The organism is Faecalicatena fissicatena (assembly GCF_016900595.1).
GTDB lineage: Bacteria > Bacillota > Clostridia > Lachnospirales > Lachnospiraceae > Claveliimonas > Claveliimonas intestinigallinarum.
Genome location: NZ_JACLYY010000012.1, coordinates 73731 through 97114 on the forward strand (window position 1 = coordinate 73731; position 23384 = coordinate 97114).

Here is a 23384-nt window from a genome sequence, read left to right on the forward strand (position 1 = left end):
TTTTCTTGACAACGGAAGAGCCCGCTCCTATAATAAAAAAAGCATGCGGCTTTTGGATAAGCTGCAGCTGTGGAACATTCGGATTTTATTAATCAAAGCAGGTGCAGACAATTGATGAATTACAAGAGCGGGGGATCTGTCCCCAAAGCAAACAAAAAAGTGCAGACTCTGACTATGTGCGGCCTTTTTACCGCCCTGGTGGCCATCGGAGCGTTTATCCAGATCACGATCCCCGTACAACCGCTTCCCATGCACTTCACACTCCAGTTTTATTTTGCTCTCCTGGCAGGATTTATCCTGGGCGGGAAGCACGGCAGCCTGAGCGTGGGGATCTATCTTCTCCTGGGGCTCTGCGGCGTGCCCATCTTTGCCTCCGGAGGCGGCCCCTCCTATCTGCTGCGGCCCACCTTTGGCTTTCTCCTGGGCTTCCTGTTCACGGCCGCGATCGTGGGCTGGCTGACGGAACGGTTTCACCCCAGGCACATTTTTTCCTATCTGGCCGTCTCCATGGCGGGCTTTGCGGTGATGTACCTGTCCGGTAATCTGTACTATTACGTTGTCAGCAACTATGTGCTGGACACTCCCGTCCCGTGGAGCGTTGTGATCTTCAACTGTTTTATACTGACCGCGTCGGGAGATTTTCTCCTCTGTGTTCTCGCGTCCCTGACGGCGCGGCGGCTCATTCCGATCATAAGCAGGGTTCTCTCTTGATCAAGAAAGAGACTTCCGACTGGAGAAGACAGGAAAGCAGTGAAACCCAATGACAGAAATCCCTGTACCAAAAAAAGAGATACGGCAGGAGATAAAATCCGCCGTATCTCTATTTTTTTGAGAACAGATGCTTCAAAAATACGTACATGACAATGACAAAGGCGATAAGGTAGCCGAAGGCCCCCAGCGCGGGGATGCCCCAGATCTTTGGCCTCATGTCTGTGGTACAGATGATGCTGGAGCTGATGAGAAGGGCCATGACCCACAGGCCCATGACAATATTCTGCACCATCCTCCGAAGAAGCCTGGCAAGCTCCGGCGAGGCGTGCAGATCCAGGTTCACCTTTGTCTGCCCCTTCAGATATCCCTGCACCGCGTCCGAGACGAGGACCGGAATGTCCAGGGCTCTCTGCACCGCCCGGTACAGCGTCTTCCCGCCGCTTTTCAGCTCCTTTTTCCAGTCAAAATTCTTGACAATATTTGCCTTGATGCGGCCCGCGGCGATCTCCACCATATTGATCTCCGGGGCAATATCGGCCAGCACTCCCTCCATGTGAGTCAGGCCCCTGGCCAGCATAGTCAGTCCGTGGGGCATGATGATCCGGTTCTCCTTCATGACCTCCATCAGATCCATCATGACCTCCGCCACATCGATATCCCCCATATCCACAGTGCCGTACTTGGCCAGAAGATTGCTGATATCCTCGTAAAGCCGGCTCGGATCCGGATTTTCCTTGAACTCTCCCAGGGCCATGACAGCCTCCTGGATCAGTCCCACGTCGTTCACGGCCACGCCCCGGACAGCCTTGGCGATGAGCTCTCTGTCCCGCTCCGTGAGCCGACCCATCATGCCCATGTCGATCCAGATGATCTTGCCATCCCGGATCCGCAGGTTCCCGGGATGGGGATCCGCGTGGAAAAATCCGTCCTCTATCACCTGCTTCATGTAGTTGTCCGCCAGGCGGCTTCCCACTTCCTTCAGGTCATAGCCGTTTTCCACCAGCTTCTCCTTCTCGTCTATGCCAAAGCCGTCGATGTACTCCATGACAAGCACGTGGATGGTCGTGTACTCCTGGTACAGCACAGGAAAGCCCACATAGGCGATGCCCTCGTTTTTCCGGGCAAACTCCTCCATATTGGCGGCCTCTGTGAGAAAATTCATCTCCTCCCGGGTCACATCCCACAGCTCTCCCAAGACCATATCCAGATCCACCATGCCCTTGATGCTCACCGGCGGGAGAAGCCTCACCGCCTTTCTAAGAAGGGAGATGTCCCTGGCCATGATGCCGTAGATCCCCTTCCTCTGCACCTTGATAACCACAGGGGAGCCGTCCTTTAAGACCGCCCTGTGCACCTGGGCGATGGAGGCGGATCCCAGCGGCTTCTCGCTGATCTCCCGGAAAATGGCGCCCCAGGGGCAGCCGTAGGACTCGTCCAGCACCTCCGACACCTCCGAGAAGGGCATGGGCTTTACGTCCGAGCGGAGCTTCATCAGCTCGTCGCAGTACCGCTTTGGAAGGATATCTGAGTGCATGGACATGATCTGCCCGATTTTTATAAAGGTGGGGCCCAGATCCTCCAGTATCATCCGCAGCTTCTCCGGCGTCAGCCCTTTGGTGATCTCGTATTTGTGCAGGACAGACGTCATCTCCCTAAGACGGCTCTTGTACTGCCCCGCCTCCCTGTCGTCAGACTCCTGTCTACTCATGGGCCTTATCTTCCTCCGGTCCGCCGGCCTCCTCCTGGTCGGTCTCCTCCTCTTCTCCGTCCGCCTCAGCCTCCATGGCCTGGATGCGGGCCTTCAGAGCCTCGATCTGCTCCGGCGACATGCGATCCAGAAGCGCGTCCAGCTCCTCCGGCGTGGACGCCTTCACGGACACATTGACCTTCTCCTTCATGGTCTTCTTGATATTGTGCTTGAGTTCCTCGTTCAGGGCCTTCCCCTGCTCCACGGTCAGCTCACCCTTTTTCACCATATCGTCCAGTACTTCTTTGGACTTCTCCGTCGTCACTGCCACGGCTCCGATGCCTGCCAGCAGAAGTTTTTTGATGCCGTCTCCAAAGTTTTCCATAGAAATCTCTCCCTTCACTATATCTGTCTTACTTATCCTGTTCTTCTCCGCCGTTTTGCCCTTCTCTTAGCCCAGCAGTCCCAGAAGGAACTGCCAGCCCTTTGGGATAAAGATGATGAGGCCCGCCGCTGCCGCCATGATGGAGGCAATCAGCACAGCCCCCGCCGCCGCATCCTTTGCCAGCTTGGCAAGGGGATGCCGCTTCTCCGTCACCAGGTCCACCACTGACTCCACAGCCGTGTTCACAAGCTCCAGGGACATGATCAGGCCAAAGAGAACAAAGCAGACGCACCACTCCAGCGCCGATATCTGAAAAAACAGCCCCGCCGCAATGACCAGAGCCATCATACAGCAGTGTATCTTCATGTTTCTCTCTTTTTTTATCACGGCAAAAATGCCCTCAAAGGCATAGCCGAAGCTCCTGTAAAGAGGTGGCTTTTTCTGTCCGCCCATGCTCCTTCCCTCCCGGCAGAGATTTGTCTTCATTATAGCAGAAAACACCAGCTATGACAGCCGTTTTTCCTCAAAAATCTCCACGATAGTCTTCTCTGTGCCCGTCATGCCCGGGGAGGCGATCCGGCCCATGTTCCGCATGGTCTCCTCCGGCGTCTTCCCGTTGATGCCGTGGACGTCCGCTATATAGATGTCGTTCATGGCAAACTCCACAGACTTGTACGCCGCGTCCACCGCCGCGATGCCCTTCATGGTGCAGCCCTGGTTCCCGCCGTCGCAGATCATGCCCGTGATGCTGCTGGCCATGTTGTTCAGGGTGTGGGCCATCTCCTCCACAGTGCCGCCCCGCAGCCACACAAGGCCGCAGGCCATGCCCGACCCCGCCGCTATGGCGCACCCGCAGAAGGCGGACAGCCTGCCCGAGTACTCTTTGATGTACATGCACACAAGGTAGGAGAGGGCTGTGGCCCGAAGAAGCTGCCCCTCTGTGTAGCTGTTCACCTGGTAGGCCGCGTAGAGCGGCATGGTGGCGATGATGCCGTGGGCCCCGGAGCCTGTGATGCTCATAGCGGGGGCGTCCAGCCCGATGACCCTGGCCTCGATGGCGCCATTGCACAGAAGGGACGCTGTGGCCTGCTCATTGTCTGAGATCACCTGCCCTCCATTGAGCTTCAGAAGGTGACGGGCAAAGGTGGTCTTAGGGCTCTCGAGTCCCAGGTGGAAGAGCCTCAGATTGACCTCATAGGCCTCCCGGATGAAGTCCAGCTCCGCGGCGTCCACCTTCTCTATATAGTCTACCAGCTCCGCCAGCGTATACCTGTGGATGGCATGGCCTTCCTCCCCTGCGCCGCTGTCCGCCTGCTCCTCTGTCTCTTCTCCTGCCTTCTCTCCGTCCGTCTCCCCGGCCAGCTCCCGCGCCTTCTCGAAGATCGTTTCCCCGTTCACAGTGATCTTCACAATATTGGTGTGGGTGTCCCGTATGGTGACGGCAGCGGTTCCCGCCTCTGTCTCCACGCTGGCCTCGATAAAGATGCGGCTGGAGATGCTGTCAAGGATCGTCTTTACCTTTCCCTCCCGGATCAGCTCCCTGGCCTTCGCATTGTCCTCCTCCGACACGCAGGCCAGGCACTCCAGCCCCTTCTTTGGGTCTCCGGCCACTGTCCCGAGGGCCGCCGCGTAGACGCTCCCCACCTGGTCAGTGCCTGGGATGCCGCAGGTGAAAGCATTTTTGTACATGCCGCTGTTCATGGAGACAGTGACGCTTTTCACCTCCCCCGGCACACAGCTTCTGGCCTTCGCCGCCGCAAAGGCGATAGCTCCCGGCTCCGTCACTCCGAGAGCCGGCTTCATGTCCTCCCGGATCATCTCTGTCAGTTCATGCATCTGTCCATCCTCCCCTCTGCTTTCAATTCTTTCCCCAGTAGGCTGCCGCGTATTCTTCAGCCTGCTCGGGCGGGACGGAAAACTTCTCCGCCACCTTCTGTCCGGCTGTCTCCTTTGTCTGCCCCAGCTCCCGGCATGTCTCCACCAGGGCCCGTATTCCCTGGAGCCTGCCCCGCTCCACGCCCTGCTCTATTCCCTGTTCCCTGCCAGTATCTACGCCGTTCTGATACAGATCCTCCAACGCCTTGCACATATTGACCTTCGTCTCCTTTCTGTCCTTTCTCACATCTCTCAGAATTTTCTCTGAGTGCAGCAGCTCCCGCAAGGCCTGGTATGTCTCCAGGTCCACGCTCTCAAAGTACTCCCTGTGCTGCTCCACGTACTCTCTCAGCTTTTCCGCATCCTGTCTACATTTTAACATGCCGAAAATCACTTGTAAATCCGTGTGGAACCGGCTCACATCCTCCACATTTCCCACGTCGATGAGATTGGAGAGTTCCGTTAAACAGATCCGCGAACCTGTCTCTGTCCTGCAGCCACTGATTGACAGCAACATTTCCTTTTCCCATAGGCTTTTTCTCCTTCCCTATTCTGTTGTCCCGTGGCCGAAACCGCACAAAGATCCCTGCCACGGCTGTTAAAGCTGTTAAAATGGAATTTCCGGCTGAACCAGCCATGAATTCACAGGAAAGTCAGATCTTTCCATGAGTTGATGAACAGAGTATAGCACCTGCGCCGGAAAAGCGCAATATGTCCGGATTATTTTTTCTTCTCCGTTTTGGTCAGCCACAGCACGCAGCCAGCCACAAAGCATATCATATATATGCCGGAAGAATAGGTAAATATAAAATCCATCATATGAAAATAGATGTGGCCCAGCACCGGGCCAAAGTTAAATCCGTAGCTGCGCATCGTCTTTTCCGGATACAGCAGCACATCCGCCCAGGCCCAGATCTTCATCGCTATAAATGAGAGAGAATAAGGCGCCATAAAAAACAGGCAGCCGGCAAATGGTACAAGAACTGTTCTGTGAACAACGCTTTTTCGCGCCAAAAAGGTCGATTTTCCCCCTGTCACGGCCATGATCAGGGAAGTCACCGTACTGCCGGTCCACAGAAACAGGACAGGATACCCTGTAAGTCTCATAAAGAGACTGATGCACGGCATCATATACGTGGTTCGGGCCGCGTCCTCCTCGTACCCGGCAATGACTTGGGAAATCACATACAGCAGCAGAATGACAGCCAGCCTGGCCGCCGCTCTGCGGATCTCTTTCACGTTACGTTTTTTCGGTTCTCCGTATATAAACAGCTGTATATCTGTGTCCAATGCCTCCGCCAGTCTGGTGAGCATCTCCACATCCGGATTAGATCTTCCGGTCTCATAATTGGATATTGTCTGTCTTGTCACATAAAGCCTGGCCGCCAGCTCCTCCTGGGACAGTCCTTTTTTCATCCTCTGTTCTCTGATATTCCTGCCAATCTTTGCCATCTTTCTTCCCCCTTCCGTCATAATGCCTGTCTATTTATCTTCATCATAGCCGGTTTCAGCGGAAAAGTCACGCAAAGAACCTTTGCCTGCACTGAGATAGCCAAAAAAAGAGCGGAAGACAATCTTCCACTCTTCTTAATTCCGCTTTATGCAAGCTTTATTTCACAGATGTATTTCTGATGATCTCACGGATTGGAAGCACGCTTCCTGGTGTCACGGACAGCTCGTCCACACCCATCTTCAGGAAGTCCTCCGTCAATGTGGTGTCCGCTCCAAGCTCTCCGCAGATACCCACCCAGCAGCCGCCCTTGTGTCCGTTCTCCACTGTCATGCGGATCATCTCCAGCACGGCCGGGTGATGGGAGTCGTAGATGTTGTCCAGCTTGGCGTTCTGACGGTCAATAGCCAGCGTGTACTGGGTCAGGTCGTTGGTTCCGATGCTGAAGAAATCTACTTCCTTCGCAAGCTGCTCACTGATGATGACTGCGGCCGGCGTCTCGATCATGATGCCCAGCTCCACATCCCCGTAGGGGATGCCCTTCTCATCCAGCTCCGCCTTGATCTCAGCCACATACTGCTTGGCCTGCTGCACCTCCTTCACGGAGATGATCATGGGGAACATGATGCCGATGTTGCCGTATGCGCTGGCACGAAGAAGCGCCCGCAGCTGAGTCTTGAAGATCTCCGGCTGATCCAGGCAGATACGGATGGCCCGGTAGCCCATGGCCGGATTGTCCTCGTGGGCCAGATTGAAGTAGTCCGCCTGCTTGTCCGCACCGATGTCCAGTGTACGGATGATGACCTTCTTTCCGGCCATCGTCTCCGCCACTGTGCGGTAAGCCTGGAACTGCTCCTCCTCTGTCGGGAAGGTGTCCTTCTCAAGGTAGAGGAACTCACTTCTGAAAAGTCCGATGCCGCCCGCATCGTTGGCCAGCACCCTGGCCACATCGCCCACGCTTCCGATGTTGGCGTAGAGACGAATCTTCTTTCCGTCAAGAGTGACATCCTCTTTACCCTTCAGCTGCTGGAGAAGCTCTCGCTGCTTCTTCTCCTCGTCTTTCTTCCCCTGATAGTAGGCCAGCGTCTCCTCGTCCGGATCCACGATCAGCTCGCCCTTCACCCCATCGATGACCGCCATCCTGCCATCCAGCTCCTGGCTTACCGGAATACCGATCAGCGCCGGAATGTTCATGGTCCGGGCCAGGATAGCTGTGTGGGAGTTGGCGGATCCAAGCTCTGTCACAAAGCCAAGGAGCTTGGACTTGTCCATCTGCACGGTCTCACTGGGAGCCAGATCCCTGGCAGCCAGGATCACAGGCTCATCTCCCAGATCTCCTGCTGTATGCCTGCCCTGGAGGATCCCCACTACCCTCTCCGCTATATCCTTGATGTCAGCGGATCTGGCCTTGAAGTACTCATCCTCCATCTGGGCGAACATCATGGAGAAATTGTCCCCGGTGGTGGCCACCGCGTACTCCGCGTTGACCTTCTGGTTCTCGATCATATTTTTGATGGAGTCGTTGAAGTCGTCGTCCTCCAGCATCATGCCGTGCACCTCGAAGATAGCGGCTCCCTGCTCGCCCACCTCCTTCAGCGCCTTCTCATAGAGGGCATTCAGCTGCTCTGAGGCCTGCGCCTTGGCGTCCTCATACCGCTTCCACTCCGCCTCCGGGTCATCTATGCTCTTTCTCTGCACCATCTGCTCTTCCTTGGAATAGTAAAGGATCTTTCCAATGGCAGTTCCTTTCAGTATGGATTTACCCTGATAAGTTTTCATGGCGCACTCCTTTCTTCTTACTTACCTGCTACGCTTTCCGGATCCTATAAGTTCTTCTCCAGAAATTCCTGCATAGCTGCGATAGCCGCGTCCTCATCGGCACCCTCAGCTGTCACTGTAAGCTCTGCGCCCTGCTTTAATCCCATGCCCATGATAGCAAGGAGTTTTCCTGCCTCAGCAGATTTTCCATTTCCGGACAGAGTGATCTTGGACTCAAACTTCTTTGCCTCTTTTACAAGAAGTCCTGCCGGTCTTGCGTGGATCCCCAGTTCGTCCTTGATGGTGTAGTTGAATGTCTTCATTTTGTTTTCTCCTCTCTTACTTATACAAAATCATTGTTTCGTATGGTTTTAAAGCCGCTTCCGTGCCCTTCAGTTCCTGCTCGTCATAGTTTCCGAGCAGACACTCATAGGCCTCCAGGTCCTCTCCTGCATCCCAGCGGACCGGTGTGCCATAGAAATTACCTATCACCAGAAGCTCCTTTCCTCTATAATACCGCTTATAGGCAAAAATGGAAAGATTTTTTTCTGCTTTTGGCTCAAAATCTCCGTACGCGATTATGTCATAGTCTTTTCTCAGCTGTACCAGCTTTTTGTAGAAAGCAAACACGGAGGTCTCGTCCTTCATCTCCGCCTCAGCGTTGATGGTGCTGCAGTTTTTGTTGACCTCTATCCACGGCTTCCCTTCCGTGAAACCGCCGTTCTCGCCGGCCGTCCACTGCATGGGCGTACGGCTGTTGTCCCGGGAGTGGATCTGCAGGATCTGGTAGGCGTTCTCCTCGCTCAGGCCCTTCTCCTGAAGGATGCGGAAATGGTTCAGGCTCTCCACGTCCTTATACTGGGAAATGTCCGTAAACCCGGCGTTTGTCATGCCCAACTCCTCACCCTGATAGATGTAGGGCGTGCCCCGCAGGCAGTGGATAACAGCGGCCAGCATCTTGGCCGACTCCTTCCAGTACTTCTTCTCGTTTCCAAACCGGGATACCACCCTTGGCTGGTCATGGTTGCACCAGAACACCGCGTTCCAGGCATGGTGCTCTGCCATGTGGGTCTGCCAGTCAAAGAGGATGTTTTTCAGCTTCAGGAAATCAAAGGGCACGATGACCCACTTCTCATTCCCCATAAAATCCACCTTCAGATGATGGAAGCTGAACACCATGGACAGCTCCTTCCCATCCTCGTTAGCATAGTGATAGCAGTTCTCCATAGTGGTGCTGGACATCTCCCCCACGGTAATGATCTCAGCGTCCGTGCCGAAGGTAGCCGCATTGAGCTCCTGCAGGTATCTGTGGATGTTGGGTCCGTCGGTGTAGAAGCGGCGGCCGTCTCCCTCGTAGTCGTCCTCAAACCGATCCTTGCTGATCAGATTGATAACGTCAAAGCGGAAGCCCTTCACGCCCTTGGACATCCAGAATTTCACCACCTTCTGGATCTCTTTTCTCACTTCCTCGTTGTCCCAGTTCAGATCCGGCTGGGACACATCGAAGAGGTGGAGGTAGTACTCGTCAAACTTTTCCACGTACTCCCAGGCGTTTCCACCGAACTTGCTCTCCCAGTTTGTGGGGGGCTCTCCGTTGGCCTTCCCCTTCTTAAAAATGTAGTAATCCTTGTATTTGGGGTCTCCCGCCAGCGCCTTCTGAAACCACTCGTGATGGCTGGAGGTGTGGTTGAAGACCATGTCCAGCATCAGCTTGATGCCCCTCCTGGCGGCCTCCCTGGAGAGCTCCTCAAAGTCCTCCATGGTGCCGTATCTTGGATCAATGTTGTAGTAGTCCTCCACGTCGTAGCCGTTATCGTTCTGGGGGGACACGAAGAAGGGGGTCATCCAGATGTAGTCCACACCCAGCTCCTTGATATAGTCCAGCTTTGCCGTCACGCCCTTCAGGTCGCCCAGCCCGTCGCCGTTTGTGTCGTAAAAGGATTTCGGATAAATCTGATATACAACGCTCTTCTTAAAATCTGCCATCTTACTTTTCCTCCTGTCTACTGAAAGCGGATCACCGGTGTCTCCCCTGCCACGGCCTCCATGCCGGACAGGTACTGGATCCCCTTTGCGTTTCCTTCCTCTGTCACGATAAATACTGTCACGGACGGATGTCCTGCCGCGTGGATCTTCTCCTTGTCAAAACGGATCAGCGGAGTGCCCGCCTTCACCTTCTGTCCTTCACTTACCAGCAGAGTAAATCCGTCTCCGTTCATATCCACTGTGTCCACACCGATGTGGATGAGCAGCTCCATGCCGTTGGCGAAGGTGAGTCCACAGGCGTGGCCTGTGTCTGCCATGACCGCATTCACTGTGGCGTTAGCCGGCGCCACCACTGTGTCGCTCTCCGGCTCAATGGCAATGCCGTCCCCCATGACATGCTGGGAAAATACATTGTCCGGCACATCGTCAAGAGGAATAACCTTTCCGGTCAGGCCGGCCTTAAGCTCTGTGAGGGGCTCTGCCGTCTCCCCGTCGCTCTCCTCTGCCGCCCTGACAGACTCATCAGACTGTATCTCAGACCCGCTCTGTGTGCCAGCTTCCTCTTCTGCCACTGCGTCTTCGCCGAGGAGGGCCTCCCTGGACAGCTTTCTGCTGCCGACGATCATGGTCAGGATAAAAGGAACTACGATGGCTACTGCCATGGCCAGCAGGAAGTACAGATAGAACTCCGGCTTAATGGACAGGATGCCCGGAAGGCCGCCCACGCCGATGCTGAAGGCCTGCACGCCGCTTCCCACGGAGATCATGGCTGCGATGGCGGAGCCGATCATGCCGCACACAAGGGGGAACCCGTATTTCAGGTTGACACCGAAGAGGGCCGGTTCCGTAACACCCAGGTAGCAGGAAATGCACGCAGGGATGTTGACCTGCTGCGCTCTCTCATTTTTCTTCTGCAGGATGGACATAGCCAGAACAGCGGAGCCCTGGGCGATGTTGGAAAGAGCGATCATGGGCCACAGGATGGTGCCCTTGTAAAGGCTTGTGAGCTGTGAGTCGATGGCGTTTGTCATGTGGTGCAGACCAGTCATGACGATAGGCGCATACAGGAGACCGAAGAGTCCTGCGAAGGCCACGCCGAAGGGTGACATCAGTCCATTGTAAACTACGTTTGCGATGGCATCACCGATCTTCCAGCCGATGGGTCCTACGATAGTGTGGGCGATGATGACCGCGGGCACAAGAGAGCAGAAGGGGACAACGATCATGCTGATCACTTCCGGACAGTACTTCTTAAAGAATTTTTCCAGGTAGACAAGGACAAAGCCCGCCATCATGGCCGCGATGACCTGTCCCTGATAGCCGATCATCTCCACCTTGGCAAAGCCGAAATCCCACACCGGAATATCCGCCGCGGGGGTGTCCGCAACGCTGAAGCCGTTGAGAAGCTGGGAGGACACAAGCGTCAGTCCAAGGACAATACCGAGGATCTGGGTGGTTCCCATCTTCTTTGTGATTGACCAGACGATACCGACGGGGAGCAGGTGGAATACCGCTTCACCGATGAGCCACAGGAAGTTGTATGTACCTGCCCAGAACTGGGAGATATCTGCCAGACTCTGTGTACCGTCGTTAAAGAAGTTGATCTCACCGATCACGTTTCTGAAGCCTAGGACAAGACCTCCGCAGATCAGGGCCGGGATCAGGGGAGCGAAGATCTCGCCCAGAGCGCTCATGATCTTCTGCAGCGGGTTCTGGTTTGTCTTTGCCGCTGCCTTCACCGCGTCCTTGCTGACTCCCTCAATGCCTGCGTACGCGGTAAATTCATTGTAGAACACAGCCACATCGTTTCCGATGATGACCTGGTACTGTCCCGCCTGTGTAAAGGTTCCCTTTACGCTGGGGATCTTCTCGATGGCTTTCTCATCTGCCTTTTTCGGATCGATCAGGACAAACCGCATCCTTGTCATGCAGTGTGAGACAGCCTGGATGTTCTCTTTCCCTCCTATGAGGGTCAGAAGCTGTTTGACATCATTTTCATACTTTGCCATTGTTTCCTCTCCTTTTTCCACGATAATCCGTTCCAACTTGTTTGAACAAGTATAAAATAACACACTTGTTTAAACATGTCAAGCACAATTTGTTTAAACAAGTTTGACTGTTTTTCTTGACTTCCCTCTTCTGTATATTCTATAATAGTATTAAATTGTTTAAACAGGATTATTCATGACTGGATGTGAAGCGATTGCCTAGAAGTAAATATGAAGCTATCTACAGAGATTTAAAACAGAAGATTGAGAACAACGAATTTGCCAGCCATGCCCTGCTTCCCTCAGAGCACGCTCTTGTGCAGGAGTACGACTGCTCCAGGAACACGGTGCGCCGGGCCATAGCCCAGCTTGTATCAGACGGGTATGTGCAGACACTGCAGGGAAAGGGTGTGCGCAACATCTACCGCCCGGTGGATCAGGCCGCCTTCACCATAGGGGGGATCGAGTCCTTCAAGGAATCCTCCGCCAGGAACCACAAATGGGGCGTCACCAGAGTTCTCCAGTTCATGGAGCTGACATCAGACGAGAAGATCGAGAGGCGTACCGGCTTCCCCGCGGGGACCCAGCTGTACTACATACAGCGCCTCCATTACCTGGACGGGAAGCCCCTCATCATCAACCACAACTACTTTCTGAAGGACGCGGTTCCGGGACTGACACCCCAGATCGCCTCCGACTCCATCTACGAGTATCTGGAAAAGGAGCTCCACATGACCATCGTCAACAGCCAGCGGGTCATGACGGTAGAGAAGATCACACAGATCGATGAGAAATATCTGGAGATGGATGTCAACGATTACAACTGCGTGGCCGTGGTGAGCAGCCACACCTACAACAGCGACGGCATCATGTTCGAGTTCACTCAGTCCCGCCATCGGCCGGACTACTTCCGGTTCCAGGATAACGCGGTGCGCCGGGCGCCGGAGCCGGCACAGGCCAGAAGCGCGGGATAGCTCTTTAAGAATAGAAGAAGAGATAAAAAACGGATGGGAGAAAGCACATCGCCTCTCCCATCCCTTTTCTTTTTTTACAACTCAACAGAGTACAGGGAAATCTCTGCCCCGTCTGCCTCCGCCTCCAGGGTGCGAGTCTCCGGATAGTACCTGGTGGTAAAGACATATTCTCCGCCGTTCACGAACACCTCCACAGAGGAGGCATCCCCCAGTATCTTCACGCTGTCCAGGCTTTTCATCTCCTGATACCTGAGTCTCCTTCCGCCGGAGATCCTCTCTCCCTCCGGGCCCTCAAAGCGCATTTCAAAGCGGCTGCCGGTGTATGTCAGCGCCAGACCGCCGCCCAGCACCGCCCGGAAGGCTCCGCCCTGGATGCCTGTGATGTCTGCCTCCCAGGCCGACGGGCACTCCGCCTCAAGGCGGTCCTGCGCTTCCTTCACCTTTCTCTTAAGCTTCTCCAGCTCCCGGACAGGCCTCTGGCGCACAGCGCCGTCCCTGATAAAAATCTCCCTTGGGAAGGTGAAGCAGTGCTGCCACCCCTCCGCGAGAGCCGGTTCGTTGCCGTACTCCGGGCAGTCCGGCATGCCCATCCAGGCCACCAGGACCACCCGGCCATCCTCTGTCACAAAGCTCTGAGGCGCATAGAAGTCAAATCCGCAGTCCCAGAGCTGGTACTCTGAGAGGCTGTACTCTCCCAGGATATCCCCTTCTATATAGAAATAACCGGACTGGTACACATTTTGGTCCCTCCACTTATCTCCCTCCAGACCCTGGACGGAGGCCGAGAGGAGCTTCTGCCCGTCCACATCCATGTAGTCCGGGCACTCCCACATGTAGCCAAAGGGCTCCCCTGTGCGGATCCGCTTCAGAGGGCTCCAGGACAGCCTGTCACCGGACACGAAGATCTGGGCCTCCCCCACATCCTCCTTTGTCCTGACTCCCTGGATCATGTAGTACCGGCCGTCCTGCTTCCACACCTTCGGATCCCGCACGTGACAGCTGAGATCCGCAGGGTAATCCTCATTTCTCATGAGGAGCTGCTTTCTCCCCATGCTAAAGCCATCTTCACTCTCCACCAGCACGGTGTTGCCCTCCCGTCCGGCCAGCACATAGTCGTACTCCCGGTCCTCCAGCTTCACGTTACCGGTGTAATAGAGGTACATCCTTCCGTCCTCCACAAGAGCACATCCGGAGTAGGCGCCGTGGCAGTCAAAGGGCTGGTCCGGATAGAGGGCTGTGCCCTGGTACTCCCAATGCACCATATCCCTGCTTGTGCAGTGTCCCCACATTTTCACGCCCCCCTCCGGATTGAAGGGAGAATACTGAAAAAACGCGTGAAAAAGGCCCTTGAACTGGCACAGCCCATTGGGATCGTTGAGCCACCCTGTGGGGGGCATCAGGTGGATCTTCTGGCGGAAGTGCCCCCCGGCCGGCGCTGCCTTCTCCGCCAGCTCCACCAGCTGCTTTAAATCTCTCGTCAATGCGTTCATATGCTCACCTGCTTTTTATGCTTTCTCAATCTTCATGACAATGCTGGACGGATCCACCTGGCCCGGCTCGGCCTTCTGCGTGCTGGCATAGTCGTCCGCATTGGTCAGGATCATCATGGTGGCCGTGTCGTAGCCTGCGTCCCGGATAGCGTCAAGATCCGCCTCCACCAGCACATCTCCCGCCTTCACCTGGTCGCCGTCAGCGACCTTCTTTGTAAATCCTTTTCCCTCCATCTTCACCGTGTCGATGCCGATGTGGATCAGAAGCTCTCCGCCTGTCCTTGTGGTCAGGCACACGGCGTGGCCTGTGTCGTAAATGCTGGACACGGTGGCGTCGCAGGGTGCCAGGATCCTTCCGTCTGAGGGGACCACAGCCACGGTAGCGCCCAGGATCTCCGATGCAAATGTCTCATCCTTCACTTCTGTGAGGGGGATCAGCTTTCCCACGGCCGGGCTGTGGAGCTCCTCCTCCTTCGTCTCCTCCTCCTTTGTCTCCTCCTTTGTCTCTTCCTCCTGAGCGTCCGCTGTCTGTACATCTGCCGGCTGCGCATCCTTATACAGGATAAAGGAGAGGACAAAGGCAACGCCCACAGCGATCACCATCTCGATCAGGTACTGCACCGGTGTGTCCAGACAGAGCAGGATGCCGAAGATACCGGTCACGCCGGTCCCCTTTGCCCCCAGATGGACGATGGAGGCGTAGAGGGCTCCGCAGCCTCCACCGATACATCCTGCGATGAAGGGCTTGAAGAACCGCAGGTTCACACCGAAGATGGCGGGCTCGGTAATGCCCATGAAAGCGCTCAGGGAAGAGGGCAGAGCCAGTGATTTGATCTTCTTGTCCCTGGATTTAACCGCCACAGCCAGAGCCGCCGCTCCCTGGGCGATGTTGGCCGCGCTCGCCAGGGGCAGCCAGTAGGTGACGCCGTACTGGGCGATCTGCCCGATATCGATGGCCGTGTACATCTGGTGAATGCCGGTGACAACGGTGGGCGCGTAGAGCGCTCCCATGACAAGGCTTCCCAGCCCAAGGGGCAGGGTCAGCAGCCACTGGATGCCTCCCAGGATGGCGTTCTCAGCCCAGACAAAGACAGGGCCGATGATGGACAGCGTCAGATAGCCGGTGACAAACACGCTGACAAGGGGTGTGACAAACAGGTCCAGCACCTCCGGCACCACCTTGTGAAGCTTTTTCTCGATGACGGACAGAAGCCACACGGCGATGACCACAGGGATCACATGGCCCTGGTATCCCACCATGTCAATATCGTAGAGCCCGAAAAACACGGACTGAGTCTGCTGCACTCCCTCCGTGGCCACTGTGTAGGCGTTCTGCAGGGACGGGTTGATCATGATCATGCCGATGACCGCTCCCAGATAGGGGTTGGCTCCAAATGCCTTGGCCGCCGAGAAGGCGATCAGGATCTGCAGAAACGTGTAGGCCGTGTTGCTGAACAGGCTGGCAAACACGTAGATAGAGCTGCTCGTATCCATGTTAATAAATCCGTTGTTGATCATAAAGTCCAGGGAATTCATGATCCCCATCAGGAAACCGCTGGCGACGATGGCCGGGATGATGGGCACGAAAATGTCACCCAGCAGCTTAATAGCCCGCATGAACACGTTCTGCCTCTGGGCCGCCGCCTCCTTTGCCTCGGCCTTCGTGCTGGCTGTGATGTTGCCGATTTCAATAAACTCGTCAAACACTTTGTTTACGGTTCCGGTTCCCAGAATGATCTGGAGCTGTCCGGAGGCCTCAAACACGCCCTTGACTCCCTCCACATTTTCAATGGCCTCCTTGTCCGCCTTGGAATTGTCAGCGATGACAAGTCGGAGCCTGGTGGCGCAGTGGGCGGCGGACACGATATTTTGGCTGCCGCCTACTTTGTCCAGAATTTCCTGCGCGGTCTTTCTGTAATCCATAAGTTCTCTCCTTCCTTTATATGTAATCGTTTTCATATTTTCCATATAAAATAATATCGGCAAAACTCCCGTTTGTAAAGACGGAATTTTTGCCGATTTTGGTTTCCCTGTTTTGTGCATGTTGCACTATTTTGTGAAATCGATATTATTTTCATTCTCCTGACCACTGACCAGCCGGAAGCCCAGCTTCATCTCCACAGGGATCTGCTCTCCCCTCTCGATCACGTCCAGGAGCAGCTCCGCCCCCCGGATGCCGCTCGTCTTATATCCAAAATGTACAGTGGGAATCCCCCCTGTGACAGCCTTCAGGAACTGGTTGTCCCCAAAGCCAGTCACCCGGATCCCGGTGCGGTTCAATATATATTCCATCCTGCCGCCGGACTGTACAGCGGATCTGGGAATTTCCGCCCGGGTGTAGACCAGCAGGGCCTCAATGGCCCCCGCCGCGATGGTGTCTGTAGCGCAGGACAGAACGCCTATATCCCGCTTTTTTTGCAGAAGCTCCAGAGCCGCCGCAAAGCCCGAGTCCATGGTAAACTGAGCCCGCCGAAAGCAGTCCTCCTCAATCTCCATGCCTGCTGCCCGCAGTCCGGCCCGGAAGCCGTCCTCCCGGGATACACCCACGGCCCGGTCCTCCCTTGTCACGCCGATGTAGGCTATCCGGCCGCGCCCGGCCGCCTCCTTTGCCGCCAGCTTCCCCATGGCCTTCCCGGCGCCGTAGTCGTCGTGATAGATGCAATTGGCATATCTGGTGTACTGCCCTACCACGACCACCGGCGCCCTGGCGCCCTTCAGGAACTCCCGGTGCTTTGGCGTAATCACCGTGCCGATAAGGATGATACCGTCCACCGGGTAATTTTCAAACAGCTTCAGGTATGTGAGCTCCTTTGCCGGATCGTTGTCCGTGCTGGCCAGCAGCATCTGATATCCCCTGGAGGAGAGGACGCTCTCGATGCCCGCTGTGATCCGGCTGATGGACTCGGAATTAATCTTGGGCACCACCACCCCCACAAGGCAGGCCCGCTTTGTCCGCAGCATCCTGGCCTGGGCGGAAGGCTGGTAGCCCGTCTCCTCGATAACCCGCCTGATCTTGTCCTTCTTCTCCTCGCTGACATAGCCCCCGTTCAGATACCTGGACACGGCGGCGCTGGACACACCGGCCAGCTGCGCGATTTCCTTGATAGTCATAGGTTCAGTGTCTCTCCCTTCTCTCCAGCTTCAGCAGATATTCCTTTTTGTCCAGTCCCCCCGCGTAGCCGGTAAGCTGTCCGCCGCTTCCCAGGACGCGGTGGCAGGGAATGATGATGGAGATGGGATTGTGTCCCACAGCTCCGCCCACAGCCTGTGCGGACATGCCTGTCTTCTCCCCGGACAGGGCCTTCGCCAGATCTCCGTATGTCCTCGTTTCCCCGTAGGGGATTGCAAGGAGGAGCTCCCACACCTGCCGCCGGAAAGCGGAGCCCTTGGGGGCAAGAGGAGGCCGGGACATAGGGCGCTCCCCCGCGAAATAGGCGTCCAGCCATTTCTTCGTCTGCCCAAACACAGGGATATCCTCCCCCGCCCTGTGCTCCGGCAGCTCTTCGCGCTCCTTATCCAGCGTGCTTCCGAAATATTTCTGCCCGTCAAACCAGAGGCCCGTCAGATGTATGCCGTCCGAGGCCATGGTCATCTCGCCAATGGGGGAGCTGTACCCGCATGTGTATTCCATTCTCATTTATCTCCTTTCCCGTAATGGCCGGGATTCAGATTGCCCTGCCCGTCAAACTCCAGCGCTACCGGCCCTTCCAGCAGGCGGATCTGCGGGTTGTCCTTCAGCTCCCCATACAGCGCCTCCGACACATAAAGCCGTGCAATCTGGTTCGTGTTCTCAATGCGGACCCCCCTGGCCTTTTCCGCGTCCTCCAGTCCGGCCGTCTCCAGAGCCGCCCGGATGGCTTCCCTGTCATTTTCCAAAATGCAGGGGATCTTTCCCTGTGCCGGAGCCATAGAGGCCACCGCGTTCTTTGCCGTGGCGGCAAAATCGATTTTCTCCAGCACGGCCCTGGTGGAAAAGTCCGCCAGCCCGATCCCGATGGCATTGCCTTGGGACTCCTCTGTAAGGCCCAGCACCGCCAGCCTTTTTACCCTGGGGCTCTTTGGCTCCTTCTGACCGGTCACGTACACCCGCCCTATGACCTTTGTGTCCATGCCGGAGCCGGAAATATTTTTCCCCATCTCATCCACGATCAGCACATCGATCCTGTCTGAGGGAAGCTTCATGCGGCCGCTTTTCACCTCTTCCAAGAGTCTCTTCTCCGTCTCCAGAAAATTCTCCGGTCTTTCCATATAGATACCGTTCAGCTCATGGACTGCATTCTCTGTCAGGAGCACGCCGAAGAGCACCGGAGCCCCCGTCTCCTCCTCCGTCACGCCCAGAGAGGCCAAAATCTCCCGCTGCCCCCGGGCCGTGCCGTTTCCGTGGGAGCCCATAGCGCCGAAGATATACGGCTCTCCCCCTGACTTTCTCACCGCCTCCACAGTCATGCGGACGATCTGCTGTATCTTGTCAATGCCCCTGCTTCCCACAGCAATCCCCACTCTCTTCCCACGAATCTCCTCTGTGGAAAGCTGAAGACCCTTCAGTCTTTTTTTGAATTCTTCCTCCACATCCCCAAGTCTTACGCTGTTGTAGTCCTGATTGTGGATGAGTGCCATACGAGGGAACATGCAAACACCTCCCATTTTTTTCTTTATCTGCATTATAGCTTTTTTCTCTCCGGCGCACAAGATAAAAGGGCGTGCGGGGAAAAGCTCCGCACGCCCTTTTATCCTGTTTCCTTTTATGTATCCGATTTCATATGCCGCAAATATCTATGCGTCCTCGTCCATATCCTCGCATCTCTCTGTGGGATATACCACGCCCTCCTTCATGACAAAGGCGCAGTCGAGAAGCGCCTTGGGATCTGTCATCAGATCCCGTTTCCATGCGGAGATGTCCGCCAGCTTGCCCTTTTCGATGGTGCCGATCCTATCGTCCAGCTGCAGGATCTCAGCGTTGATCCTAGTGGCTGCCTCCAGGGCCCGGAAGGGATCCATGCCGCTCTCCAGCCATGCCTTGTACTCATAGCCGCTCTCATAGTTCTGGTGGGTAGCCACCTGGTCTGTGCCGTAGCCCAGCTTACACTTGCAGTTCTTGATGACCTCACGCCCGGCCTGAAGAGCGTCCTTGTAGTACTCCAGCTTGGCCCGGAACTCCGGCTGCTTGGTCTGGATCTTCACCGGATCATAGTGGACCGCCTCCTCGTAGGGGCAGAAGGTAGGAACAATGTAGGCTCCTGCCTCCTCTACGATCTGGGCTGTCTCCTCGTCCAGAAGGGAGCAGTGCTCCAGTCCGTCGATGCCAAAGCCCACCAGCTTGCGGATATGGTCCGGGCTGTACACGTGGGCGGTGACTGTCTTACCCCACTCATGGGCGGTGCGGATGACTGCCTCCATCTCCTCGTCATTCATCTGCTGCTGCCGCGGATTGTCGTAGGGTGTAAAGAAGCCGCCTGTGGCCATGATCTTGATAAAGTCTGATCCTGCCTTGATCTCTTCGCGGACCGCGTTTGCGAAGAAGTCCTTTCCTGCCCCCAGAGAGCTGATCATATTCTGGACAGCAAAGGAGAACTCCGGCCTCCTGGCAAAGGTCTGGGAGAGATCCCCGTGGCTCCCTGCCGTGCAGATCAGCCTTGCGGCCGCCACGATCCTGGATCCGGAGAAATATCCCTGGTTGATCATATCTCTCACATCCAGCACGCCGAACCCGTTGGAGGTGATCCCGCCGGGATGACGAACCGTCGTAAACCCGCGGGAGAGAGCCTTCTGTGCCGTCCGAAGAATGCCAAGCGCCTTGTGCTCCTCGGAGGTGTAGTAGACCTCCTGGCGGATCGTATGCCAGTCAATATTGTCCATGTGCATGTGGGCATCGATCATGCCCGGTGTGACTGTGGTGTCTGACAGGTCAATGACCTGGGCTGACTCGGGCTGCTGTACCTCCGGTCCCACCTCCACGATCCTGTCGTCCTCGATCAGGATTTTTTGATTGTCCTTCAGCTCCCGGTCTATGCCGTCATAGAGCTTTCCGCAGATAATGTACGTCAGTTTTCCCATGATTACTCCTCCTTTTCTTTTCCTTTCTTATAATCCACGATGTAGATCGCCGCAGAGACAGCGATAGCGATCAGCATATAGTAGGCCCCGCTGATAGGGGTGAAATAACAGCACACAAGGCAGACCGCCAGGGGAACAAGGTAAAATCCGAACTGCTTCTTCCCCTTCAGTATCGTCTGGGCCACCAGTCCTCCAAAGAGGGCAGGCACTACGTAGTCAAAGGCCGGCTGCAGCGTAGGCGAGTTGAGCACCGGCGAGAGAGGCGCCGCGACCACAACGCCGATGGCCACGATGGCCACTGTAGTGATAACCGACGCGCCGCAGGCAATGATAGCCATTGTGTGGCAGGCATCTGTGTTGGGCTTGATCCCCAGGGAATTGATGGTCCCTACCGTGGCGGGCATCCTCAGGTTCGTGACATTGCCCGTGATATAGGACATGTACAGAGCTCCCGGTCCCATGACGGGCATGTACCCGATGGTCTCAGCCGGCCAGTAGGGGGCCATGAACAGGATCACCGCGATAAACCCGGGCCACAGCGCTCTGAAGTCCGGCCACAGACCGTACACCGCGCTGGCCACTACCGGGAATGCGGTCATTCCCACAAAAAGTATCAGGCTGGACAGTATGCCAAATCTGTGTGTCCACTTGTTGAAATCTTCTCTAGACTGTAGCTTCATACCGTTCCCTCCTTAAAAAATGATGCACGCTGCCGCCATTCCGATCAGCATGCTGATAGCCATGATATAATCAGATAGCCATTTCAGCTTTGGAAATTTCTTATGTAGAATAACTAAAACCGCGCCCGCCGCAAAGCTGATCAGGAAGACCACGCCCTGGGTGGACATCTGTCCGAAGCCGTATGCCACAGAGACATATGCCATTACACCGGCCAGGCAGCCGCTTCCGATAGCGAGCACAAGGCCCATATCAATCTTCTCCGCCTTATTGTAAAGGGAGGAGATGGGCTTGATCATGATGGTGGACCAGAGGATACAGGCGCTTCCTCCCACTGTCATGACCCAGGCAGCCGCGATCCAGCCTATAGCCGAGTACCCGTTTACCGTCAGGGACTCGCCCACGCACTCCAGCGCGGTAGTAGCCGCGTAGGTCTCATAGTACGCGGATCCGATCACTGAGAGCCGAAGCCAGGGCAGAGGAGCCCCGAGAAGAGGCATGAGGGACAAAAATACGACCAGGACCGGCAGAGTCGGCACAATGCTGATGGTCACTCCCGTGGTCAGGCCTTTTCTTATCTGCTGGTTGGAAAGGCCCAGCCCCCTCGCCCTCGTCCACGCCTTTTTCATGAAGATCAGGCACTGGACAATCACTGCGATCAATAAAACTCCTACCCAGATGTACATCCACGGTGCGTTGCATATATCACTATAACTCATAGTATCACTCCTTCCTTTAGAAACCGTGGTCTGTTGATTTTCGTTAATTGTATCACGATCTTCGCTTTCATACAAGTATGTTGTCCCTATAATATGGATTTTTGTGAAATATTTTCTATTTTATTTGTGAATGTTAGATAATTTTCAGATAATATTTTGTGTATATTTACCCTTGAAAAAAAAGACCGCGGTTTGCTAATAGATAAAAAATCGCAGAAGAGAAGATTGCCTCTACTCTTCTGCGTCCTTCCCGGATGGCTCCAGAAATTCCATATAAAGATTAAAGCTGTGGGCGCCGAAATAGCCCAGAGAATACCCCCCGTCCTCCACACACCAGTCTGTGAGGAGTCCCCGCTCCACGAGGAGTATATGCTTGACCAGCTCGTCCGCAGTCAGGTCTGACCGTATCTCTCCCTTCTTCTGCCCCTCCGTGATCAGTCTTTTGACAAGTCTGATATAATATCTGTTCGGATCCAGAAAGTGGGTCTGCTTCTTTTCAGCCAGCTGAGACCTGTACAGGGACGCCAGAAGATCTACCTTTACATTCCCCTCGATAAAGTAGAACACATACTGGTTCAGCAGCTTGATCTGCATGATGTAGTTCAGGGATTTGTCCATGCTCTGATAATACTTTTCATATTCCCGGTCAAAGAAATAGTACAGAGAGTTCAAAAGCTCGTCCTTGGCATGAAAATAGTAGTAAAATCCGCCCTTGGACGTCCCCGCCTTCTCGATGATCTCATTGACTGTGGTCGCTGTGTACCCCTTCTCCTGGAACAGCTCCCAGGCTGCCTCCATGATCTTTTTCTTCAGATCCATATGTGCTGTACTCCTTTTCTCAGTCTATCTTTAGATATTATCACAGAAACCGCGGTTTGTAACCATAAAACGCAAAAAAAGACTGTGCTTTCACACACAGTCTTTTCCTTATTCTATCCTGTAGCCGGAGAATATCTGCCGCACTCCTATGCTTCCGCCTCGGCGTCCTCCTCGGCATCCTCCACCGGCTGGTTGTGAATCTCTGTGACAGCCACAACCGTTGTCTCCGGATTGGTGATCAGATCGATATCTTTATTCTTCGCGATATCCAGATCCTTAACCTGGATGGAGTCTCCCAGCTTCATATCTCCTACATCTATCTCGACTTTCTCTACCAGCGCAGCGGGAACAGCCTTGAAGGCGATCTCATGGAGCATCTGGTTCACAAGCCCTGTGTTGACCTTCTCATGGTTCAGCAGGATCACCTCTGCGACAGAGTGTACCTTCTCACCGCTCACCAGAGCCTGAAAATCAATCTCGTAAATCTCTGTCTTGAGGGGGTTGAAATCAATCTCTTTTACAAGGACGTCCATGGTCTGTCCGTCTACCTCCAGCATAATCTGGCTTCCCTTTCCGTGTGTCTTTACAAGACGCTCCGCATCGGCCTTCAAAATCTGGATCGGCATGGACTCCTTCATTTCCCTGCCAAATACATTGCCGGTAACAAATCCTTCTCTTCTTAATTTCTTTGCTTTTGTCTGCATGTTTCTCTTTTCAGCTTTTAAAGTATTCATTTATCTTTTCCTCCAAAATCTGATGATGCTTAGCAGCCTTCAACTTTGCAAAACAAAGAGGTCAGTTAAGTATGTT

At 55.0% G+C, this 23384-nt stretch carries 22 protein-coding genes; 2 read left to right on the forward strand and 20 right to left on the reverse strand.

Translation table 11 applies throughout. From position 1 onward, the window contains the following. The first annotated feature begins 114 nt into the window (after nt 1-114). Entirely contained in the window at nt 115-711 is a 597-nt protein-coding gene (locus H7U36_RS12025; RefSeq protein ID WP_052083727.1) for a biotin transporter BioY, read from the forward strand. A gap of 109 nt (nt 712-820) precedes the next feature. Here the strand turns inward: H7U36_RS12025 and H7U36_RS12030 are convergent, their stop codons facing one another. The 10 genes from H7U36_RS12030 to treP form a co-directional block, all read right to left on the reverse strand. Then, nucleotides 821-2419, reverse strand: coding sequence for an ABC1 kinase family protein (locus tag H7U36_RS12030; RefSeq protein ID WP_033124230.1), 1599 nt, complete (start codon nt 2417-2419; stop codon nt 821-823). Then, nucleotides 2412-2783: a phasin family protein gene (locus tag H7U36_RS12035; protein ID WP_033124231.1), complete on the reverse strand. Its 372-nt coding sequence runs from the start codon at nt 2781-2783 to the stop codon at nt 2412-2414. The genes H7U36_RS12030 and H7U36_RS12035 overlap by 8 nt, the downstream gene beginning before the upstream one ends. A 66-nt stretch (nt 2784-2849) precedes the next feature. Next, the gene (locus tag H7U36_RS12040) at nt 2850-3236 is read right to left on the reverse strand and encodes a diacylglycerol kinase family protein (protein ID WP_033124256.1); all 387 of its coding nucleotides are present in this window, start codon (nt 3234-3236) and stop codon (nt 2850-2852) included. A gap of 51 nt (nt 3237-3287) precedes the next feature. Next, nucleotides 3288-4619, reverse strand: a complete 1332-nt coding sequence (locus tag H7U36_RS12045) for an L-cysteine desulfidase family protein (RefSeq protein WP_205156233.1) — start codon at nt 4617-4619, stop codon at nt 3288-3290. A gap of 22 nt (nt 4620-4641) precedes the next feature. Beyond that, complete coding sequence (locus H7U36_RS12050) at nt 4642-5175, reverse strand: hypothetical protein (RefSeq protein ID WP_191493831.1); 534 nt, start codon at nt 5173-5175, stop codon at nt 4642-4644. A gap of 203 nt (nt 5176-5378) precedes the next feature. Next, nucleotides 5379-6110, reverse strand: a complete 732-nt coding sequence (locus H7U36_RS12055) for a helix-turn-helix domain-containing protein (protein ID WP_205156234.1) — start codon at nt 6108-6110, stop codon at nt 5379-5381. 157 nt (nt 6111-6267) lie between these two features. After that, complete coding sequence (ptsP, locus tag H7U36_RS12060) at nt 6268-7887, reverse strand: phosphoenolpyruvate--protein phosphotransferase (protein WP_033124235.1); 1620 nt, start codon at nt 7885-7887, stop codon at nt 6268-6270. Nucleotides 7888-7931: 44 nt separating this feature from the next. Next, nucleotides 7932-8189, reverse strand: a complete 258-nt coding sequence (locus tag H7U36_RS12065; protein WP_033124236.1) for an HPr family phosphocarrier protein — start codon at nt 8187-8189, stop codon at nt 7932-7934. A gap of 16 nt (nt 8190-8205) precedes the next feature. After that, nucleotides 8206-9852: an alpha,alpha-phosphotrehalase gene (treC, locus tag H7U36_RS12070; RefSeq protein ID WP_191429138.1), complete on the reverse strand. Its 1647-nt coding sequence runs from the start codon at nt 9850-9852 to the stop codon at nt 8206-8208. 17 nt (nt 9853-9869) lie between these two features. Beyond that, nucleotides 9870-11861, reverse strand: coding sequence for a PTS system trehalose-specific EIIBC component (treP, locus tag H7U36_RS12075; RefSeq protein ID WP_205156235.1), 1992 nt, complete (start codon nt 11859-11861; stop codon nt 9870-9872). 194 nt (nt 11862-12055) lie between these two features. On the opposite strand from treP, the gene treR reads away from it, so the two are divergent. Continuing rightward, entirely contained in the window at nt 12056-12814 is a 759-nt protein-coding gene (treR, locus tag H7U36_RS12080) for a trehalose operon repressor (RefSeq protein ID WP_205156236.1), read from the forward strand. A 74-nt stretch (nt 12815-12888) separates the two neighbouring features. On the opposite strand, the gene H7U36_RS12085 is transcribed toward treR, so the two are convergent. The 10 genes from H7U36_RS12085 to H7U36_RS12130 all read right to left on the reverse strand — a co-directional run bounded on the left by H7U36_RS12085 (nt 12889) and on the right by H7U36_RS12130 (nt 23308). After that, entirely contained in the window at nt 12889-14304 is a 1416-nt protein-coding gene (locus tag H7U36_RS12085) for a glycoside hydrolase family 32 protein (protein WP_205156237.1), read from the reverse strand. A gap of 15 nt (nt 14305-14319) precedes the next feature. Next, complete coding sequence (locus H7U36_RS12090; protein ID WP_205156238.1) at nt 14320-16227, reverse strand: PTS sucrose transporter subunit IIABC; 1908 nt, start codon at nt 16225-16227, stop codon at nt 14320-14322. 126 nt (nt 16228-16353) lie between these two features. Beyond that, nucleotides 16354-17415, reverse strand: coding sequence for a LacI family DNA-binding transcriptional regulator (locus H7U36_RS12095; RefSeq protein ID WP_191428894.1), 1062 nt, complete (start codon nt 17413-17415; stop codon nt 16354-16356). Nucleotides 17416-17419: 4 nt separating this feature from the next. After that, nucleotides 17420-17935, reverse strand: a complete 516-nt coding sequence (locus tag H7U36_RS12100) for a methylated-DNA--[protein]-cysteine S-methyltransferase (RefSeq protein ID WP_033124262.1) — start codon at nt 17933-17935, stop codon at nt 17420-17422. Nucleotides 17936-17937: 2 nt separating this feature from the next. Further along, the gene (locus H7U36_RS12105; protein ID WP_205156239.1) at nt 17938-18921 is read right to left on the reverse strand and encodes a hypothetical protein; all 984 of its coding nucleotides are present in this window, start codon (nt 18919-18921) and stop codon (nt 17938-17940) included. Nucleotides 18922-19077: 156 nt separating this feature from the next. Continuing rightward, nucleotides 19078-20358, reverse strand: a complete 1281-nt coding sequence (locus tag H7U36_RS12110) for an amidohydrolase family protein (protein WP_205156240.1) — start codon at nt 20356-20358, stop codon at nt 19078-19080. Between the two features lie 2 nt (nt 20359-20360). Beyond that, nucleotides 20361-21038, reverse strand: a complete 678-nt coding sequence (locus tag H7U36_RS12115) for a hypothetical protein (protein WP_033124265.1) — start codon at nt 21036-21038, stop codon at nt 20361-20363. 12 nt (nt 21039-21050) lie between these two features. Next, nucleotides 21051-21755, reverse strand: coding sequence for a DUF5058 family protein (locus tag H7U36_RS12120; protein ID WP_205156241.1), 705 nt, complete (start codon nt 21753-21755; stop codon nt 21051-21053). A 231-nt stretch (nt 21756-21986) separates the two neighbouring features. Continuing rightward, a complete protein-coding gene (locus tag H7U36_RS12125; RefSeq protein WP_033124267.1) occupies nt 21987-22574 on the reverse strand; it encodes a TetR/AcrR family transcriptional regulator in 588 nt (195 codons plus the stop codon). A 146-nt stretch (nt 22575-22720) separates the two neighbouring features. Further along, nucleotides 22721-23308 carry a 50S ribosomal protein L25 gene (locus H7U36_RS12130; protein ID WP_033124268.1) on the reverse strand — a complete coding sequence of 196 codons (588 nt, stop codon included), beginning with the start codon at nt 23306-23308 and terminating at the stop codon, nt 22721-22723. Nucleotides 23309-23384 lie beyond the last annotated feature (76 nt).

Excerpts from the sequence above, each read along its gene's own strand:
- H7U36_RS12035 (WP_033124231.1), bottom strand. The coding sequence starts at position 2,783 with ATGGAAAACTTTGGAGACGGCATCAAAAAACTTCTGCTGGCAGGCATC.
- H7U36_RS12130 (WP_033124268.1), bottom strand. The coding sequence starts at position 23,308 with ATGAATACTTTAAAAGCTGAAAAGAGAAACATGCAGACAAAAGCAAAG.
- treC (WP_191429138.1), bottom strand. The coding sequence starts at position 9,852 with ATGGCAGATTTTAAGAAGAGCGTTGTATATCAGATTTATCCGAAATCC.
- H7U36_RS12045 (WP_205156233.1), bottom strand. The coding sequence starts at position 4,619 with ATGCATGAACTGACAGAGATGATCCGGGAGGACATGAAGCCGGCTCTC.
- H7U36_RS12105 (WP_205156239.1), bottom strand. The coding sequence starts at position 18,921 with ATGGCACTCATCCACAATCAGGACTACAACAGCGTAAGACTTGGGGAT.
- H7U36_RS12030 (WP_033124230.1), bottom strand. The coding sequence starts at position 2,419 with ATGAGTAGACAGGAGTCTGACGACAGGGAGGCGGGGCAGTACAAGAGC.
- H7U36_RS12125 (WP_033124267.1), bottom strand. The coding sequence starts at position 22,574 with ATGGATCTGAAGAAAAAGATCATGGAGGCAGCCTGGGAGCTGTTCCAG.
- H7U36_RS12055 (WP_205156234.1), bottom strand. The coding sequence starts at position 6,110 with ATGGCAAAGATTGGCAGGAATATCAGAGAACAGAGGATGAAAAAAGGA.
- H7U36_RS12090 (WP_205156238.1), bottom strand. The coding sequence starts at position 16,227 with ATGGATTACAGAAAGACCGCGCAGGAAATTCTGGACAAAGTAGGCGGC.
- H7U36_RS12065 (WP_033124236.1), bottom strand. The coding sequence starts at position 8,189 with ATGAAGACATTCAACTACACCATCAAGGACGAACTGGGGATCCACGCA.
- H7U36_RS12110 (WP_205156240.1), bottom strand. The coding sequence starts at position 20,358 with ATGGGAAAACTGACGTACATTATCTGCGGAAAGCTCTATGACGGCATA.
- H7U36_RS12115 (WP_033124265.1), bottom strand. The coding sequence starts at position 21,038 with ATGAAGCTACAGTCTAGAGAAGATTTCAACAAGTGGACACACAGATTT.
- ptsP (WP_033124235.1), bottom strand. The coding sequence starts at position 7,887 with ATGAAAACTTATCAGGGTAAATCCATACTGAAAGGAACTGCCATTGGA.
- H7U36_RS12100 (WP_033124262.1), bottom strand. The coding sequence starts at position 17,935 with ATGGAATACACATGCGGGTACAGCTCCCCCATTGGCGAGATGACCATG.
- H7U36_RS12085 (WP_205156237.1), bottom strand. The coding sequence starts at position 14,304 with ATGAACGCATTGACGAGAGATTTAAAGCAGCTGGTGGAGCTGGCGGAG.
- H7U36_RS12095 (WP_191428894.1), bottom strand. The coding sequence starts at position 17,415 with ATGACTATCAAGGAAATCGCGCAGCTGGCCGGTGTGTCCAGCGCCGCC.
- H7U36_RS12025 (WP_052083727.1), top strand. The coding sequence starts at position 115 with ATGAATTACAAGAGCGGGGGATCTGTCCCCAAAGCAAACAAAAAAGTG.
- H7U36_RS12050 (WP_191493831.1), bottom strand. The coding sequence starts at position 5,175 with ATGTTGCTGTCAATCAGTGGCTGCAGGACAGAGACAGGTTCGCGGATC.
- H7U36_RS12040 (WP_033124256.1), bottom strand. The coding sequence starts at position 3,236 with ATGGGCGGACAGAAAAAGCCACCTCTTTACAGGAGCTTCGGCTATGCC.
- H7U36_RS12120 (WP_205156241.1), bottom strand. The coding sequence starts at position 21,755 with ATGAGTTATAGTGATATATGCAACGCACCGTGGATGTACATCTGGGTA.
- treP (WP_205156235.1), bottom strand. The coding sequence starts at position 11,861 with ATGGCAAAGTATGAAAATGATGTCAAACAGCTTCTGACCCTCATAGGA.